The following is a 17,293-nucleotide window of genomic DNA, read 5'->3' on the forward strand; positions in this document are numbered from 1 at the left end:
CCCGAGGAGAGGTCACCGGCGAACAGGACGTCCTTAAAGAGAAGCTCGGGGAAAGGGTCCTCCGGGAAAACATCGTCAGCAAGGAGGGCGTCGCGGAACGGGTCCTCCGGAGAAACGTCGTCCGGGTATAAAAAGTTCGGGTCATCGTCAGCCGGCAGCCCGCCGTTGGCGACCTGATCGAACGGGAACCCGCCGCCCAGGAATGCATCCTCGGGTACCGCGTCAACGGGAAGGACTGCGTCCGTAAGGACGGCGGTGGAAAGAAGGGCGTCAGGAACTGCGGCAGCCAGCAGAACGCCGCCATGCGGCGCTCCTGCTGTCAGTGCTGCATTCCCCATGCCTTCCATGAACACAGTCTGCCAAGGGGGTACGACATTAAAGGGCCGATCCGGCACCAGATGGGGCGTGATCCAAAAATCTCTTTGATTCGGTCCTGGAACGAAATCTAGGTAGCAGCAAGCGGCGTTCTCACCCGTGGGAACGCCCTGATCTGCTACCCAGTTGGGTGCCGGGGCCCGGCGACGCGACGCTAGTCGTTATTCTTGCGGAGGGCTTCGGTCAGCACGCGGGCCGCGTTGCAGACAACCTCCGCGTGCAGCCTGCCGGGCTGGCGGGTGAGCCGCTCAATCGGGCCGGAAATGGAAACAGCGGCAATGACGCGGCCGGACGGCCCGCGCACCGGAGCGGAAACTGAGGCAACCCCAGGCTCGCGTTCGCCGAGGCTCTGTCCCCAGCCCCGCCGTCGTACTCCCGCCAGAACGGTGGGCGTGAAGCGCGCCGACTGCAGGCCCTCCAGCAGGCGGTCGTGATCCTCCCAGGCGAGCAGCACCTGGGCGGCAGAACCGGCCTTCATGGACAGCTGGGTTCCCACGGGAATGGTGTCGCGCAGGCCAATCGGCCGTTCGGCGGAGGCAACGCAGACCCGCCAGTCGCCCTGGCGGCGGAAGATCTGGGCGCTTTCGCCGGTGGCATCGCGGAGCTGCATGAGGACCGGCCCGGCGGAGGCGATCAGCCTGTCCTCGCCGGCGGCGGACGCCAGCTCAACGAGGCGGCTGCCGAGGACAAAGCGGCCCTGGATGTCGCGGCTCACCAGGCGGTGGTGGACCAGGGCCAGCGCCAACCTGTGCACTGTTGGCCGCGCCAGTCCCGTGGCAGCAACTAGCTGCGCCAGAGTCGTGGGTCCGGCCTCGAGTGCGTCGAGCACCTGTGCTGCTTTATCAATGACACCGACTCCACTAGAATTGTCCATGTACTGATATTGCCGTCTCATTATCTGAGATGCAAATCTTTTGACTGGCTTATTACAGGGGTCTGCTGTTTCAGTGGAACCAACAACAAACAGCTTCGAAGGGAGATGGCCATGGCCAAAACATTGGCCGAGAAAGTCTGGGATGCGCACGTGGTGCGCAAAGGCGACGGCGAAGGCGCCAACGCCCAGCCTGACCTTCTGTACATCGACCTGCACCTCGTCCATGAGGTGACCTCCCCGCAGGCATTCGAGGGTCTCCGCCTGGCCGGCCGCAAGCTGCGCCGCCCGGACCTCACCATCGCCACCGAGGACCACAACACCCCGACGCTGGACATCGACAAGCCGATTGCCGACCTTACCAGCCGGACCCAGATCCAGACCCTGCGCAACAACTGCGAGGAGTTCGGCGTCCGCCTGCACCCGCTCGGTGACGCCGAGCAGGGCATCGTGCACGTCGTGGGTCCGCAGCTGGGACTGACCCAGCCCGGCATGACCGTGGTCTGCGGCGACTCGCACACCTCCACCCACGGCGCGTTCGGTGCGCTGGCCATGGGCATCGGCACGTCCGAGGTGGAGCACGTCATGGCCACCCAGACGCTGTCGCTCAAGCCTTTCAAGACCATGGCCATCAATGTCGAGGGCACGCTGCGCCCCGGCGTGACCGCCAAGGACATTATCCTCGCCGTCATCGCCAAGATCGGCACCGGCGGCGGCCAGGGTTATGTCCTGGAGTACCGTGGCTCGGCCATCCGGGCGCTGTCCATGGACGCCCGGATGACCATCTGCAACATGTCCATCGAAGCAGGCGCCCGTGCCGGCATGGTGGCTCCGGACGAGACCACCTACGCCTACATGAACGGCCGGCCGCACGCGCCGCAGGGCGCCGAGTGGGACGCCGCCGTCGAATACTGGAACACGCTGCGCACCGACGACGACGCCGTCTTCGACGCCCAGGTCGATCTGGACGCCAACACCCTGGAGCCGTTCGTCACCTGGGGCACGAACCCGGGCCAGGGCGTCTCACTGTCGGCCAAGGTGCCGTCCCCGGAAGACTTCGGCGACGAGAACGCCAAGGCCGCGGCGGAACGCGCCCTGCAGTACATGGGCCTGGAAGCCGGAACGCCCATGAAGGACATCCGGGTGGACACCGTCTTCCTGGGCTCGTGCACCAACTCCCGCATCGAGGACCTGCGGGCGGCGGCGGACATCATCCGCGGCCGCGAGAAGGACCCGAAGGTCCGGATGCTGGTGGTCCCCGGCTCGGCCCGGGTGCGCCTCGAGGCCGAGGCTGAGGGCCTGGACAAGGTCTTCAAGGACTTTGGTGCTGAGTGGCGCTTCGCCGGCTGCTCCATGTGCCTGGGCATGAACCCGGACCAGCTGGAGCCGGGGGAGCGGTGCGCCTCCACCTCCAACCGCAACTTCGAAGGCCGGCAGGGCAAGGGCGGCCGGACGCACCTCGTTTCACCGGTAGTTGCAGCCGCCACGGCCGTCCGCGGAACGCTCAGTTCGCCGTCGGACCTCGACCCGGCACCGGAATCCGCAGCCCTCACCACCGACGCCGCCTAGGAAGACGCCATGGAAAAGTTCACCACCCACACCGGCATTGGCGTTCCGCTGCGCCAGAGCAACGTTGACACGGACCAGATCATCCCGGCCGTGTACCTCAAGCGCATCACCCGCACCGGCTTTGAAGACGCGCTGTTCTCAGCGTGGCGCAAGGACCCGTCCTTCATCCTGAACCAGGAGCCGTTCAACGCCGGGTCCGTGCTGGTGGCCGGCCCGGACTTCGGCACCGGTTCGTCCCGCGAGCACGCCGTCTGGGCGCTGAAGGACTACGGTTTCCGCGCCGTGCTCTCCTCCCGGTTCGCTGACATCTTCCGCGGCAACTCGGGCAAGCAGGGACTCCTTGCCGCCCAGGTTGCCCAGGATGACATCGAGCTCATCTGGAAGACGCTCGAGAACGCGCCGGGGACCGAGGTGACCGTTGACCTCGCCTCCAAGACTGTGACCTGCGGCAACGTGGTTGCACCATTTGAGATCGACGACTACACGCGCTGGCGCCTGCTCGAAGGCCTCGATGACATCGGGCTGACCCTGCAGCACGAGGAGGACATCACGGCGTACGAAGCCACGCGGCCGTCCTTCAAGCCGCTTACGCTGCCGGCCAGGACCTCCTGACCGGGCAACCAAAAAGTATTGCCAGAAGGCCCGCCGTGCACAGCCGCGGCGGGCCTTTCCGCTGCCCCCGGTTCGGCGGCCGGGCCCCACACGCCCGCGTCAGTATTTCGGTTCGGTAACGCGAACTCATATGCTTAGCTGGTGCCTTTGTAAGGATTTGGGGGGCGAGTAGTCGTGAGGAAACCGGTAAATGAGTAGTGTTCTGACAATCCGCGGAGGCGTCCCGCTAACTGGCCGTGTCAGCGTCCGCGGTGCCAAGAACCTTGTGCCCAAGGCCATGGTGGCCGCCCTGCTGGGCAACGAGCCCTCTGTGCTGCGGAACGTTCCGGAGATCAAGGACGTCGAGGTGGTCACCAGCCTGCTGCAGCTGCATGGCGTGACCGTCGAGAAGGACCCCGTCACCGGCGACCTGACCCTGGATCCCAAGGCGGCCAGGACGGCGCCGAGCACGGCCATCGACGCGCACGCCGGTGACTCCCGGATTCCCATTCTGCTCTGCGGTCCCCTGATCCACGCGATCGGCGAGGCCTTCATCCCGGACCTGGGCGGCTGCAAGATCGGTGACCGGCCCATCGACTACCACCTGGACGTGCTGCGGCAGTTCGGTGCCGTCGTCGAGAAGCGCCCGGGCGGCATCCACATTTCCGCGCCCAAGGGGCTGCACGGGGCCAAGATCTCCCTGCCGTACCCCTCCGTCGGAGCCACGGAACAGGTCCTCCTGAGCGCAACCCGCGCCGAAGGCATCACCGAACTCTCCGGTGCCGCCACCGAACCCGAAATCGTCGACCTCATCGCCGTGCTGCAGAAGATGGGCGCCATCATCAGCGTCCAGACGGACCGCACCATCCGTATCGAGGGCGTCCGCGACCTGGGCGGCTACAACCACCGTGCCCTGTCGGACCGCAACGAGTCGGCCTCCTGGGCATCCGCGGCGCTGGTGACGCGCGGCGATATCTTCGTCGAGGGCGCCTCGCAGCGGGACATGATGACCTTCCTGAACACCTTCCGCAAGGTGGCGCGGCATGGACATCGGCGAGGACGGCATCCGTTTCTACCACCGCGGCGGCAAGCTCAGCCCGCTCGTCCTCGAAACCGACGTCCACCCGGGCTTCATGACCGACTGGCAGCAGCCCCTCGTGGTGGCCCTGACCCAGGCCGAAGGCGTGTCCATCGTGCATGAGACCGTCTACGAGAACCGCTTCGGCTTCACCGACGCCCTCATCCGGATGGGCGCCAGCATCCAGGTGCACCGGGAGTGCCTGGGCAGCGTGCCGTGCCGATTCGGGCAGCGGAACTTCCTGCACTCCGCGGTCATCTCAGGCCCCACGCAGCTCAAGGGAACCGACATCGACGTGCCGGACCTCCGCGGCGGCTTCAGCCACCTGATCGCCGCACTGGCCGCCACCGGCACCTCGCGGGTGACGGGAATCGACATCATCAACCGCGGCTACGAGCGGTTCACCGAAAAGCTGGCCGGGCTCGGCGCCGACTTCGACATCTCGTCGGCGAAGTAGCGGGGGCCCGGTGAAAGAATCGGCCAAAAGCCACACGACGTTCGTGATTATCGCCGGCATCGTCCGGCCGGTCCTGAACCTGATCATGAACAAGAAATGGGAGGGCACGGACAAGCTTCCCGCGGGCGGTTTCATCGCCGTGCCCAACCACTGCACCGAGATCGACCCCCTCGTGATCGGGCACATGCTGTACAGCAACAAGCGGGCCCCGCACTTCCTGGCGAAGTCGGGCCTCTTCAAGGTGCCGGTGGTGGGTGCCGTGCTGCATGCCACCAAACAGATTCCGGTGGAACGCTCGACGGCGGGGGCCAACCGTTCGCTCCAGCTCGCCCAGGAGATTGTGGCTGAGGGCGGGGCGATCATCATCTACCCCGAGGGCACGCTGACCCGCGACCCCGACCTGTGGCCGATGAAGGGCCACACCGGAGCCGCCCGGCTGGCCCTGGAGACGGGCATCCCGGTGGTGCCGATGGCACACTGGGGAGCGCACGAGGTCTTTCCCCGCTACGCCAAGCGGTTCCACCTGTTCCCGCGCAAGACGTCCAGGATCCGGATCGGCGACCCCGTTGACCTCTCGCGCTTCGCGGGCCGGTCCCGGGACAAGGCCACCCTGGCGGAAGCCACGGAGGTCATCATGGACGCCGTGACAGGACTCCTGGCCGAACTCCGCGGGGAGCAGCCGCCAGCCCGGCGCTGGGACCCGGCCGCCCACAACCAAACGAAGCACGGCCGTGACGTTGAGCGGGGCGGGAAATGACCCCTGTGTCTGCCCGGCCCGGCTCCGCCGTGTCCGTGGCAGTTTTGGGTGCCGGTTCGTGGGGGACCACGTTCGCCAAAACCCTCGCCGACGCCGCCACCGCCTCCGGCGTTGACCGCAGCATCCGGGTCTGGGGACGCCGGGAAGAAGTCGTCGCCGAGATCAACGGCAACCACCGCAACCCCCAGTACCTCGCCGACATCGACCTTCCGCCGAGCATCACCGCGTCCACCGACGTTGCGGACGTGCTGTCCGGAGCTGACCTGGTGGTCCTGGCGGTTCCCGCGCAGTCGCTGCGCCTCCAGTTGCGCAAGTGGAAGCCCCTGATCGGGCCCGACGCCCTCGTGGTGTCCCTGATGAAGGGCCTCGAACTGGGCTCGGACGCACGGATGAGCGAGGTCATCGCCGAGGAACTGGACATCCCAGCCGAGCGCATCGCCGTCGTATCCGGCCCCAACCTGGCCATGGAGATCGCCCGGGAGGAGCCCACGGCCTCGGTGGTTGCCTGTGCCGATGCCGCCGCCGCCGGCTGGATCGCCAGAAGCTGCACCGCCCCGTACTTCCGGCCCTACACCACCTCCGACATCGTTGGCGTCGAGATCGGCGGCATCGTCAAGAACGTCATCGCGCTGGCCGTCGGTATCTGCGAGGGAAAGCAGATGGGGGACAACACCAAGGCTTCGGTGATTACCCGCGGCCTGGCTGAAACCTCCCGGCTGGCCCTGGCACTCGGCGGCAAAGCCAACACCATGGCCGGCCTGGCCGGCCTCGGGGACCTGGTGGCCACGTGCTCGTCGCCGCTGTCCCGGAACCACACCGCCGGCCGCCTGCTGGGACAGGGGCTCACGCTGGACGAAGTCACCCAGAAAATGACCCAGACGGCCGAAGGCATCAAGTCCGGCCAGGCAGTCCACGAACTGGCCGGCAAGCTCGGCGTCGAAATGCCCATCACGGCGGCCGTCGTCGCGGTCCTCGCCGGAAAATTGTCCGTTGACCAACTCGGGCCGCTGCTGCTGTCCCGGGAACTCAAATCCGAAGGCGATTACTGACAGTGTCGGAAGAAAACTTGACCGCAGCGGACAAGACCAACCAGAGCCAGACATCACCTGACAAGCCGCGGGTGGCCGTCCTCTTTGGCGGCCGCTCGAGCGAGCACGCCGTTAGCTGCGTGACCGCGGCCGGGGTGCTGGGTGCCATCGACCGGGACAAATACGACGTTGTTCCCATCGGCATTGTCAAGTCCGGCCAGTGGGTGCTCGCGTCCGGGGACACGGCCCAGTGGTCACTGTCCGCCACCTCGCTTCCCGAGGTTCCGCCGTCGGCCCAGACTGTAAGCCTCACGGAGATCGGCGGCGAGCACCAGCTCATCGTGACGGCCCCCAACGAGGTGCCGCAGGAACTTGGCACCGTGGATGTGGTGTTCCCGCTGCTGCACGGACCCTTCGGCGAGGACGGCACCATCCAAGGGCTCCTGGAACTCTCCGACACCCGTTACGTCGGCGCCGGCGTCCTGGCCTCGGCGGTAGGCATGGACAAGCACTTCATGAAGGTGGTCTTCGAGGCCGCCGGCCTGAAGGTGGGCCCGTACATCGCTGTGACCGACCGGCAGTGGCGAAACGACCCCGAGTCTGTCCGCAAGCAGGTCGACCTGCTGGGCTTCCCGGTGTTCGTCAAGCCCGCCCGGGCCGGATCCTCGATGGGCATCTCCAAGGTGGACTCGCTTGACGGCCTGGACGCCGCGATCGAGGCGGCCCGCGAACATGATCCGAAGCTGGTGATTGAGGCCGGCATCGTGGGCCGGGAAATCGAATGTGCCGTGCTCGAGGGCCGCGGCGGCGACGCCCCGCGCACGTCCCTGCCCGGCGAGATCTCCGTGGCAGCCGGCGAGCACGAGTTCTACGACTTCCAGGCCAAGTACGTCGATGACGCGGCAGCCCTGAGCTGCCCGGCGGACATGCCTGAGGAGGCCATTGCGCGCGTCCGCGAGCTTGCTGCCGCGGCCTTCGATTCTGTGGGGGCGGAGGGCCTGAGCCGGGTCGACTTCTTCTATACGCCGGACGGGGACCTCATCATCAACGAGATCAACACCATGCCCGGGTTCACGCCGAAGAGCATGTACCCGCAGATGTGGGCGGCTACCGGACTGAGCTATCCGGAACTGATTGACGAGCTGATCCACCTGGCGCTGACCCGCAAGACCGGCCTGCGCTAGTCCCCACCGGCACCCTAGCCTCGCTCCGCTTCGGCCAGGGAACCCTGCCGGCGTGGGCCCACCACCGGCACCCTAGCCTCGCTCCGCTTCGGCCAGGGAACCCTGCCGGCGTGGGCCCACCACCGGGACCCTAGCCTCGCTCCGCTTCGGCCAGGGAACCCTGCCGGCGTGGGCCCACCACCGGGACCCTGGCCTACTTGCTGGTGGGCAGGTCCTGGACTTCCTGCTAGCCCACGCACTTGCGGCTGGCCTTGATCTTCGCAGCTGCGCCGGAAAGGTCAGCCAGGACAGTGGCCGAGCTGATTTTGTCCGGATCCATCAGGATTTCCGTGGCCGGTTCCCGGCCGTAGGTGGTCAGCGTCCACACGGGGTCGCCCTCCTTGATCACCCAGTCGACGTCGTTGACGCTCACGCAGCGGTCAGTGGTGGGCCCGGGCACGTTGACCCCGCACCGCAGGACCACCCGGGACGGGTCGCCCCAGGCGGCGGTGGCCTGGCTGTTCGTCTTCCGCAGCCGGGCGTCGCCAATGGCATCCGGAAGCGCCACCATCATCGGCGCGCAGGCCGGATTGGCGGCGTCGGCGGCGGGGGCAACGTCGACGGCGGGTGAACAGCCGCCCAGCGCCAGTCCCGTGAGCGCGGCGGCGACTGCCACCCTCAGCCTGCGGACGGGTTTGTGGGCAGGTTTCTGGGCCGGCGGGTAGTGCATCCTTCAAGCCTATCGTTCCGCGGGGAGCCGGACGGACCGCAGGGGTGCCCGCACTCCTTGGCTGCCGGGCCCGGAAACGGGCCAACCGAAAATGTCTGTCCGTGGCGGTAGCGTAGTGGCGTGCACCAAACACCATTGACTGTCGCCCAACTGTCCGAAGCGGAGCTTCTGGCCCGGATTTTCCCGCGCCTGGAACTCAGTGCCCTGCACAGTGCCGCCGTGGTCCTCGGACCGGGTGATGACGCCGCCATCGTTGCGGTTCCGGACGGCAGGACGGTCATCAGCATCGACACCCAGGTCCAGGACCAGGATTTCCGGCTGGAGTGGAACAACGGCTACCGGACCACCGGCTACGACGTCGGGTGGAAGGCCGCAGCGCAGAACCTTAGCGACATCAACGCCATGGGCGCGTCGGCAACCTCAATGGTGGTCAGCCTGACCATGCCCCCGGACACTCCGGTCGGGTGGGCCGAGGACCTGGCGGACGGTCTCACCGCCGCCATCAGCAAGCTGGGGGCGGGCGCGTGCTCTGTCGCGGGTGGCGACCTTGGTCGCGGCCGCGAGCTGTCCGTCACCGTTGCAGTCCTCGGCACGCTCGACGGCGGCCAGCCGGTCCTCCGGTCCGGCGCCCAGGAAGGCGACACGCTGGCGATCGCCGGGCGGGCAGGCTGGGCCGCTGCCGGGCTGGCACTGCTGGAGTCCGGCCATCACGTGAGTTCGCTGCCGCCGGAGCTGCTGTCAATGCTTGAGCTACAGTGCCGGCCGGAGCCGCCCCTGGAGGCCGGTCCGCTGGCGCGCATGTCCGGCGCCACAGCCATGATGGACATTTCCGACGGCCTGGTGCGGGACGGAACCAGGCTGGCCGTGGCCAGCCACGTTGTGCTGGACCTCGACCCCGGGCAGCTTGGCCGGCTCGCCGAGCCCCTCCGCCCCGCCGCCACCCTCCTGGGCGCCGACCCGCGCGCCTGGGTGCTCGGCGGCGGGGAAGACCACGGGCTTCTGGCCACTTTCCCGGCGGGCATGCAGGTGCCGCCCGGGTTTACTGGGATAGGCTCAGTACAGGCCTGCGGCGCCGACAAGGCGCCCGGCGTGACGATCGCGGGACGGCCCGCTGACTCCGTGGGATGGGATCACTTTGCAGACTAAGGTTGCCGCGAACGCGCAAGCGATGAAGCGGTGGTTGGGCAAGGCCGAAACCGCACTGGGCAACCACAGCGACCGCCTCAATGCCATCAATATCTTCCCGGTAGCCGACGGCGACACCGGAACCAACCTCTACCTCACCGTCCGTGCCGCTCACCGGGCGCTGCAGGATGCCGCCCCGGCGGGCGCCGGCCAGCCTCCGGCGGAAGTCGGCCAGGAGGCGCGTCCGGAACCGGCAGGGCAGCAGGCACAGTTCCGTCAGCAGGCACAGCTCAATGACGTCGGCGCCGTCCTGGCCCGCGCCGGCCAGGCAGCCATGGAAAAGGCCAAGGGGAACTCCGGCACGCTCTTCTCGGTCTTCCTCTGCGCAGCGGCAGAACCGCTGGCCGGGCATGCCAGGCTCACCTCCTCGCTCCTCGCCGCCGCCCTCAACCGGGCCCAGATCAGGGCCTGGTCCGCGCTGAGCGACCCCGTGCCGGGCACCATGCTGTCCGTGATGGAGGCAGCGGGCCGGGCCGCGGCCGCCGTCGACGCCGGCCAGAACGGCAATGACAGCAACCATGCCCTGGGCCTGGTCCTGGATGCGGCCGTCGAGGCCGCCCTCGAGGCCGTGGTCCGCACGGAGGGGCAGCTGAATGTCCTGCAGGCCGCGCACGTGGTGGACGCCGGCGGCGTGGGAATGCTGCTGATCCTGGATTGCCTCCGTTCGGCGGTGCTCGGCGAGGAGCTCCGCAGTGAACTGCTGGACGGCCTGCACGGGTACGACCTCCAGGACCCCCACATCCACACCGACATGCCGGACGACGACGGCGTGGAGGTCATGTGCACCATCAGCCTGTCCCCGCTGGACGCCGCCACGCTCCGGCAGCGCCTCGATGAACTCGGGGACTCCGTGATCATGAGCCAGGTTGGCCCTACCGCTGACGCCGGGGGCCGGTACCGGTGGCGGGTCCACGTGCACGTCCCGGACCCGGCTCCCGCCCTTGCGGTGATCAGGTCGCTGGGCGACCCGGCGGAAGTGTCCGTCAGTGAGCTCGCCCTGCCCCGGGATCCGTCAGGAGAAGTGAGCGCAGAAGGAAGATGAACGTCGAACTGGAACTCGGCCTGGAGCGCCGGATCGGCAAGCGCTCCGCGGCCGTGATCGAGAAACACCTGGGCATCACCACGGTGGGCGGCCTGCTCAACTACTATCCTCGCCGCTACCTCAACCGCGGTGAACTGACGCCCATCAGTGAACTTCCGTTCGATGAGGACGTCACCCTCATCGCCCGCGTCGTCTCCAACAGCAAGCGGCAGATGCGCGCCCGGAAGGGCTTCATCATCGACGTCGTCATTACCGACGACGCCGGAACGGGCACGCTGAAAATCAGTTTCTTCAACGGCCACCGCGCCAAAAATGAGCTGCAGCCCGGCCGGCGGGCCATGTTCTCAGGGAAGGTGACCCGCTATGCCGGTTCGCTGGGACTCACCAACCCGGACTACCAGCTGCTGGACGAGGACCCCGATGTCCCCGGCATGGACCCGGAGAAGCTCGCGGCCATGCCCATCCCGATTTACCCCGCCACTGCACATCTCACCAGCTGGTCCATCCAGAAAGTCATGACTGCCCTGCTGGAGACCGCGGACCTGGACGCCCTGCGGGATCCGCTGCCGGCGGCCATTGCGGCCCGCGAGAAATTCCTGCCGCTGCCGAAGGCCTACCGGCTCATTCACGCCCCGGAGACCGCGGCGGACTGGCGGAAGGCCAGGGACCGGTTCCGTTACCAGGAGGCGCTGGTTCTCCAGTCCGCACTGGCCCGGCGCCGTGCCCAGCTTGCTTCCGAGGAGGCCACAGCCCGGCGCCCCGTGCCGGAGGGACTCCTCGCAGCCTTCGACCGCCAGCTGCCGTTCACGCTGACCGCGGGCCAGTCCGCCGTCGGCAAGACGCTCGCGGCGGAGCTGTCGCAGGACGGGCCCATGAACCGGCTGCTGCAGGGCGAGGTCGGCTCCGGCAAAACCATTGTGGCGCTGAGGGCCATGCTCCAGGTGGTGGACGCCGGGGGACAGGCTGCGCTGCTGGCGCCAACAGAAGTGTTGGCGGCCCAGCACTTCGACTCCATCCGGCGTACGCTCGGACCGCTGGCCCGCGACGGGCTCCTGGGCGGACTGGGTGAGCATTCGGTGCAGGTCAGCCTGCTCACCGGCTCCATGCCGACCGCCGCGCGTAAGCAGTCACTGCTCGATGCCGCGTCCGGTGCGGCCGGGATTGTCATCGGCACGCACGCGCTGTTGAGCGACAACGTCACCTTCTTCGATCTGGGCCTCATCGTGGTGGATGAGCAGCACCGCTTCGGCGTGGAACAGCGCGATGCCCTGCGTGCCAAGGCCAGCAAACCGCCGCACCTGCTGGTCATGACCGCCACGCCGATCCCCAGGACCGTGGCCATGACGGTGTTCGGCGACCTCGAGACGTCCGTGCTTGACGAACTGCCGGCCGGCCGTGCGCCCATCACCACTCATGTGGTGGGCCTCGCGGAAAATCCCGCCTGGGCGGCACGCATCTGGTCCCGTTCCCGTGAGGAGATCGAGGCCGGACACCAAGTCTACGTCGTGTGCCCCAAGATCGGGGCGGACGACGACGGCGACTTCACTCCCGGTGAAGCGGAACCCGAGCCCGGGGAACTGGAGGGGGACGGAGCGGCACGCGAACTGGCCTCGGTGACCGCCGTCGTCGAGCACCTCAAGGAGGAGCCCGCCCTGGCGGGAGTGGCGCTGGCACCCCTCCACGGGCGGCAGGACCCGGTGCTGAAATCGGAGACCATGGCTTCTTTTACCGCCAACGAAACAAAGCTTCTCGTCTCCACTACCGTGATCGAGGTGGGTGTGGACGTGCACAACGCCACCCTGATGGTCATCCTGGACGCGGACCGCTTCGGCATCTCCCAGCTTCACCAGCTCCGCGGCCGCGTGGGCCGGGGCGGGCTGCCGGGCACATGCCTGCTCGTGACCACCCTCGAACCGGGCCACCCCAGCCGGCGCAGGCTGGATGCCGTGGCGGCCACCACCGACGGGTTTGAGCTGTCCCAGGAGGACCTGAAGCTGCGCCGCGAGGGCGACATCCTCGGCGCCTCGCAGTCCGGTGGCCGGTCCACCCTGAAGCTGCTTCGCGTCCTGGAGCACGAGGACATCATTGCCCGAGCCCGGCTGGACGCCCAGAAGATCGTCGCCGCAGACCCGGCGCTGACCGGCTATGCGGCATTGGCCGAGGCCATTGACGAGTACCTGAATCCCGAGAAGGAGGCGTTCCTTGAACGCGGCTAGCACGAACCCCTTCCCAGCCAAGCCGGCGCCGGAGGGTGGCGGGGCATGAGCAGGATCGTCGCCGGTGCCGCGGGAGGAACCCCGCTGGCCAACGTTTCGGGGTCCCTGACGCGGCCCACGACGGACCGGGTCAAGGAGGCGCTGTTTTCCCGGCTCGACGCGTTCAACGTGCTCGGCGGCGCCCGGGTCCTGGACCTGTACGCCGGATCCGGGGCGCTGGGGGTCGAGAGCGCCAGCAGGGGAGCGGAAGCCGTCGATCTGGTGGAATTCGACGCCAAGGCCAGCGCCGTCTGCCAGCGGAACGCCGACCTCATCAACGGCGTCCTGGGCCGCAAGGCCGTCACCGTGCACCGCTCCAAGGTGGAGTCCTTCCTCGACCGCGCGGCCGGGGAGGCCAAATGGGACGTTGCCTTCCTGGACCCGCCGTACCCCCTCGATGAGCCCGCGCTGGCGTCTGTCCTGGAAAAGCTGGCGCCGCACCTCAACGACGGAGCGGTGGTGGTGGTCGAGCGGTCGTCCCGCGCTGCCGAACCCGGATGGCCGGAGGGCCTGGAGCGGTTTGCCGACAAGAAGTACGGCGAGACCCGGCTGTGGTACGCCGAACCCTCCAGTGGCCAGGACGTGGACCTCGCACTGGAGGCCGAGGACTGAGCCGCCTGGTCCGGCCGGCCGGCCGTGGCCGACAGCCAGCCGCGGCCGACACCCGGGCTAGTCCGGCAGCCCGACTATTCCGATAACCGGTCCAGTTCCACGCCGGCCAGGACCTTGGCCGGATGGGGGCCGCGTGCCGTGAGGGCGGCGGTCCATTCCGGCGGCCACGGCTTCCTGGTGCCGGCGAGGATGATGTTGCCCGGGTACTTTCCCGTGAACATGCCGGCCTCTGCGCAAGCGGCGACGTCGGTCATGGCTATCCGCAGCGCGGCCACCTGGCTCCGGACCAGCGTCAGGCCCGGCTCGTCGCCGACATTTACGATCAGCACGCCCCGTTCCGTGAGGAGTGCAGCGGCTTCCTCGTAGAACCCGGTGCAGGCGATGTGCGCGGGCGCTTCCGGGCCGGAGAAGATGTCCAGGATCACGACGTCGAAACGCAGCTCTGTGGGCAGTTCCGCCAGGGCAGCGCGTGCGTCGCCAATAATGGTGTGGAGGTCGGTACCGTCCGGCAGCGGCAGGCGATCCAGCACGAAATCGAGCAGCTCCCGCTCCAGCTCCACGGCGTACTGCACGGAGCCGGGACGTGTCGCCTGGATGTACCGCGCCAGGGTCAGGGCGCCTGCCCCCAGATGAAGGGCACGGATGGGTTCACCCCACGGAGCGGCGAGGTCCACGATGTGCCCGATGCGGCGCAGGTATTCGTAGAAGATGTCCTCGGGGTCGGCCAGGTCCACGTGGGACTGCTCGGCCCCGCCGATGCTGAGGACGAACCCGCCGTCTGTATAGGTATCCGGTTCGATGACGGCGTGCTGGCCGGTGGCGCGCAGGAAGCGCGATGCCCGGGAGGCGCCGTCGGCCATGGTCAGAGCCTGTCCCGGAGGGTCGCCAGCCGAGCGGCGGCCTCCTCGAGGACTTCGTCGCGCTTGCAGAACGCGAACCGCAGCAGGCTGCGCGTCCGTTCCGCGCCCTCGGGGTGGCAGAACACGGGCACGGGGATCGCTGCCACGCCCACCAGCCCTGGCAGCCGCCGGGCCAGGTCCACTGAGTCCCGGATGCCCAGCGGCGAGGTGTCCACGTTGACAAAGTAGGTGCCATCGGGCGTGAACACGTCCAGGCCGGCTGCACGAAGCCCCTCGCTGAGGATGTCGCGCTTTTTACGCAGTGTGGCGGAGATGCCCTCGTAAAACTCGTCGGGCAGGGCCAGCGCCGTAGCGATGGCACTCTGGAACGGGGTGCCGGAACTGTACGTGAGGAACTGCTTCACCGTCCGGATCGCCGCTACCAGGTGCTCCGGGCCACTCAGCCAGCCGACCTTCCAGCCGGTGAAGGAGAAGGTCTTGCCCGCCGAGGAGATGGTGACTGTCCTGTCGGTGGCCCCCGGCAGCGTGGCCACCGGTATGTGGCGGACGCCGAACGTGAGGTGCTCGTACACCTCGTCGGTGATGATGATCGCGTCATGTTTCCGGGCGAGGTCGACGACGCGCTGAAGCACCTCGCGCGGGAAGACCGCGCCGGTGGGGTTGTGCGGGTTGTTCAGCAGCACGACTTTGGTGCGGTCGGTGAACGCCGCTTCCAGGGCTGCGGTGTCAGGAAGGAAACCGGGGGCCAGCAGAGGGGCAGTGACATGCGTGGCGCCGGAGAGCCCGATGATCGCGCCGTAGGAGTCGTAGAACGGCTCGAAGGTCAGGACCTCATCGCCGGGGCCGACGAACGCCAGCAGGGATGCGGCGATGCCCTCGGTGGCGCCGGTGGTGACGATGATTTCAGTGTCCGGGTCCGGATCCAGTCCGTAGAACCGGCTCTGGTGGGCGGACACGGCCTTCCGCAGCTGCGGGATCCCCTTGCCGGGAGCGTACTGGTTGGAGCCAGCGGCGATGGCAGCCCGGGCGGCCGCCTTGATCTCCTCGGGGCCGTCCTCGTCGGGGAAACCCTGTCCCAGGTTGATGGCGCCGGTCTGCATGGCCAGCGTGGTCATCTCCTCGAAGATCGTGACGCCCAAAGCGCCGTCACTTGCCAGCAGGTTTGCCCCGGTGGCAGCACGCTGCCAGGGCGCCGGAAGTGTTTGTGTCATTGGTTTCCTGCCTGTCTGTTCAGCCCCTGCCCCGAGGCGGCCGGTGCCCAAGTCATGGTATCCCGGCCCGCCAATACGGTAGGTTCGGAGCATGAGACGCGCCGTATGCCCTGGCTCCTTCGACCCCATCCACAATGGACACCTCGAGGTCATCGCCAGAGCCGCGAGCCTCTTTGATGAAGTGATCGTCGCCGTGTCCACCAACTATGCCAAGAAGTACCGCTTTCCTTTGGAGGAGCGGATCGAGATGGCACGGGAGACGCTGGCCTCCCTCCGGGGCATCGTCGTCGAACCCGTCGGGGAGGGGCTGCTGGCGGAGTATTGCCGGCAGCGCGGCGTGTCCGCCATCGTGAAGGGGCTGCGGTCGTCGTCGGACTTTGACTATGAACTTCCCATGGCGACGATGAACCGTCAGCTGAGCGGAGTGGAAACCGTGTTTCTCCCGGCGGAGGCGCACTACCTCCACCTGTCATCCACCCTGATCAAGGAAGTGGCAACCCTGGGCGGGAGTGTGTCCGAGTACGTTCCCAGATCGGTGCTGAAACGGCTTCTTGCGGGCGCGCCTTAGGCCGGCCGGCCCTCCAGGGGGTAGGCTTATCCGGTACGTTTCCGGTGCACGCCGGCCGCGTGCCCCGGCGTGGCATCCGGTTTGAGTCCGTCAGGGAGTTCAGGCTAAGATGGTACGTCGGTCATATGTTCAACAGGAGTTCTCATTAAGCGAGATGCAAGTTCGCCCTTGATGTTCGATGTCAAGGACCTCGGACGCAGTCCGGGGAGCATGCGTACACTGACGGAACATGTACCCGCGCCGGGGGATCTCGGCGTGGCACTCATTGGCGTTCAGGAAGGCTCGGATATCGAGCTCGACCTGAGGCTTGAGGCCGTACACGAAGGAATTCTGGTATCAGGAACTGCCTTCACCGAAGTAAAAGGTGAATGCGGCCGATGCCTGGATCCCCTTGCGTATGACCTTGAGGTCAATGTGCAAGAACTTTTCCTCTACGAAGGCGTACTGCTTTCTGACGGGGAAGACGATGAAGAGCAACGTCGAGTCGAGCACGATCTGATCGATCTTGAGCCGGTGTTGCGGGACGCAGTTGTTACCATGCTGCCGTTCCAGCCGGTGTGCCGGGAAGACTGCCAGGGCCTGTGTTCCGAATGTGGAGCGCGCCTGGAAGACGAGCCGGGGCACCACCACGAGGTCGTAGATCCTCGCTGGGCTGCCCTAGCTGATCTGGCTAAGCCTGACCGGCAAAATTGATTTGTAAGTGTTTTTCTAGAGAGAAATGAGTTAGCCGTGGCTGTTCCCAAGCGGAAAATGTCTCGCTCGAATACCCGCGCCCGCCGCTCCCAGTGGAAGGCAACCGCCCCCCACCTGGTGAAGACCATCGAGAACGGCCAGGTCACCTACAGCCTGCCGCACCAGGCAAAGGTCGTTACCGACTCGGCTGGCACTGCGCTGTTCCTTGAGTACAAGGGCCGCAAGGTCGCGGACGTCTAATCGGCCTC

16 protein-coding genes and 2 pseudogenes are annotated in these 17,293 nt (G+C 67.3%); 13 read left to right on the forward strand and 5 right to left on the reverse strand.

Features of this window, described 5'->3' with window-relative positions; genetic code table 11:
- Both ARGLB_RS20520 and ARGLB_RS20525 read right to left on the reverse strand, forming a co-directional pair.
- Nucleotides 1-347: pseudogene (locus tag ARGLB_RS20520) on the reverse strand (hypothetical protein); the annotation flags it as partial.
- A 182-nt stretch (nucleotides 348-529) separates the two neighbouring features.
- A complete protein-coding gene (locus ARGLB_RS20525) occupies nucleotides 530-1,249 on the reverse strand; it encodes an IclR family transcriptional regulator (protein WP_043420062.1) in 720 nt (239 codons plus the stop codon).
- 111 nt (nucleotides 1,250-1,360) lie between these two features.
- On the opposite strand from ARGLB_RS20525, the gene leuC reads away from it, so the two are divergent.
- The 6 genes and pseudogenes from leuC (at nucleotide 1,361) to ARGLB_RS20555 (ending at nucleotide 7,910) form a co-directional block, all read left to right on the forward strand.
- Nucleotides 1,361-2,815 (forward strand): 3-isopropylmalate dehydratase large subunit, encoded by a 1,455-nt coding sequence (gene leuC, locus ARGLB_RS20530; RefSeq protein WP_003806024.1) that lies wholly within the window; start codon nucleotides 1,361-1,363, stop codon nucleotides 2,813-2,815.
- Between the two features lie 9 nt (nucleotides 2,816-2,824).
- The gene (leuD, locus tag ARGLB_RS20535) at nucleotides 2,825-3,427 is read left to right on the forward strand and encodes a 3-isopropylmalate dehydratase small subunit (RefSeq protein WP_003806025.1); all 603 of its coding nucleotides are present in this window, start codon (nucleotides 2,825-2,827) and stop codon (nucleotides 3,425-3,427) included.
- A 190-nt stretch (nucleotides 3,428-3,617) separates the two neighbouring features.
- Nucleotides 3,618-4,941: pseudogene (gene murA, locus ARGLB_RS20540) on the forward strand (UDP-N-acetylglucosamine 1-carboxyvinyltransferase).
- 10 nt (nucleotides 4,942-4,951) lie between these two features.
- Nucleotides 4,952-5,698 (forward strand): lysophospholipid acyltransferase family protein, encoded by a 747-nt coding sequence (locus ARGLB_RS20545; RefSeq protein WP_003806028.1) that lies wholly within the window; start codon nucleotides 4,952-4,954, stop codon nucleotides 5,696-5,698.
- Nucleotides 5,695-6,747: an NAD(P)H-dependent glycerol-3-phosphate dehydrogenase gene (locus ARGLB_RS20550; RefSeq protein ID WP_003806029.1), complete on the forward strand. Its 1,053-nt coding sequence runs from the start codon at nucleotides 5,695-5,697 to the stop codon at nucleotides 6,745-6,747. Before ARGLB_RS20545 ends, ARGLB_RS20550 begins: the two co-directional genes overlap by 4 nt.
- A gap of 17 nt (nucleotides 6,748-6,764) precedes the next feature.
- Complete coding sequence (locus tag ARGLB_RS20555; protein WP_003806030.1) at nucleotides 6,765-7,910, forward strand: D-alanine--D-alanine ligase family protein; 1,146 nt, start codon at nucleotides 6,765-6,767, stop codon at nucleotides 7,908-7,910.
- Between the two features lie 226 nt (nucleotides 7,911-8,136).
- On the opposite strand, the gene ARGLB_RS20560 is transcribed toward ARGLB_RS20555, so the two are convergent.
- Nucleotides 8,137-8,619, reverse strand: a complete 483-nt coding sequence (locus ARGLB_RS20560; RefSeq protein WP_003806031.1) for a DUF3515 family protein — start codon at nucleotides 8,617-8,619, stop codon at nucleotides 8,137-8,139.
- Between the two features lie 120 nt (nucleotides 8,620-8,739).
- On the opposite strand from ARGLB_RS20560, the gene ARGLB_RS20565 reads away from it, so the two are divergent.
- From ARGLB_RS20565 to rsmD, 4 genes are read left to right on the forward strand one after another with little or no spacing between them, the layout of a single operon-like run.
- Nucleotides 8,740-9,765: a thiamine-phosphate kinase gene (locus tag ARGLB_RS20565; protein ID WP_043420066.1), complete on the forward strand. Its 1,026-nt coding sequence runs from the start codon at nucleotides 8,740-8,742 to the stop codon at nucleotides 9,763-9,765.
- 22 nt (nucleotides 9,766-9,787) lie between these two features.
- Nucleotides 9,788-10,846, forward strand: a complete 1,059-nt coding sequence (locus ARGLB_RS20570; protein ID WP_043420069.1) for a DAK2 domain-containing protein — start codon at nucleotides 9,788-9,790, stop codon at nucleotides 10,844-10,846.
- On the forward strand, nucleotides 10,843-13,062 hold the full coding sequence (locus ARGLB_RS20575; protein ID WP_003806035.1) for an ATP-dependent DNA helicase RecG: 2,220 nt from the start codon (nucleotides 10,843-10,845) through the stop codon (nucleotides 13,060-13,062). Before ARGLB_RS20570 ends, ARGLB_RS20575 begins: the two co-directional genes overlap by 4 nt.
- Nucleotides 13,063-13,107: 45 nt before the next feature.
- A complete protein-coding gene (rsmD, locus tag ARGLB_RS20580; protein ID WP_003806036.1) occupies nucleotides 13,108-13,713 on the forward strand; it encodes a 16S rRNA (guanine(966)-N(2))-methyltransferase RsmD in 606 nt (201 codons plus the stop codon).
- A gap of 74 nt (nucleotides 13,714-13,787) precedes the next feature.
- Here the strand turns inward: rsmD and ARGLB_RS20585 are convergent, their stop codons facing one another.
- Complete coding sequence (locus ARGLB_RS20585) at nucleotides 13,788-14,573, reverse strand: spermidine synthase (RefSeq protein ID WP_003806037.1); 786 nt, start codon at nucleotides 14,571-14,573, stop codon at nucleotides 13,788-13,790.
- Between the two features lie 2 nt (nucleotides 14,574-14,575).
- The gene (locus ARGLB_RS20590) at nucleotides 14,576-15,784 is read right to left on the reverse strand and encodes an aminotransferase class I/II-fold pyridoxal phosphate-dependent enzyme (RefSeq protein ID WP_003806038.1); all 1,209 of its coding nucleotides are present in this window, start codon (nucleotides 15,782-15,784) and stop codon (nucleotides 14,576-14,578) included.
- Nucleotides 15,785-15,875: 91 nt separating this feature from the next.
- On the opposite strand from ARGLB_RS20590, the gene coaD reads away from it, so the two are divergent.
- From coaD to rpmF, 3 genes are all read left to right on the forward strand, one after another.
- Nucleotides 15,876-16,352 (forward strand): pantetheine-phosphate adenylyltransferase, encoded by a 477-nt coding sequence (gene coaD / locus ARGLB_RS20595; protein ID WP_003806039.1) that lies wholly within the window; start codon nucleotides 15,876-15,878, stop codon nucleotides 16,350-16,352.
- Between the two features lie 168 nt (nucleotides 16,353-16,520).
- Nucleotides 16,521-17,045: a YceD family protein gene (locus ARGLB_RS22955; protein ID WP_083839717.1), complete on the forward strand. Its 525-nt coding sequence runs from the start codon at nucleotides 16,521-16,523 to the stop codon at nucleotides 17,043-17,045.
- 36 nt (nucleotides 17,046-17,081) lie between these two features.
- Nucleotides 17,082-17,285, forward strand: a complete 204-nt coding sequence (gene rpmF, locus ARGLB_RS20610; RefSeq protein WP_003806041.1) for a 50S ribosomal protein L32 — start codon at nucleotides 17,082-17,084, stop codon at nucleotides 17,283-17,285.
- The last annotated feature ends 8 nt before the right edge of the window (nucleotides 17,286-17,293 follow it).

It is taken from the genome of Arthrobacter globiformis NBRC 12137, from assembly GCF_000238915.1.
Taxonomy (GTDB): Bacteria; Actinomycetota; Actinomycetes; order Actinomycetales; family Micrococcaceae; genus Arthrobacter; species Arthrobacter globiformis.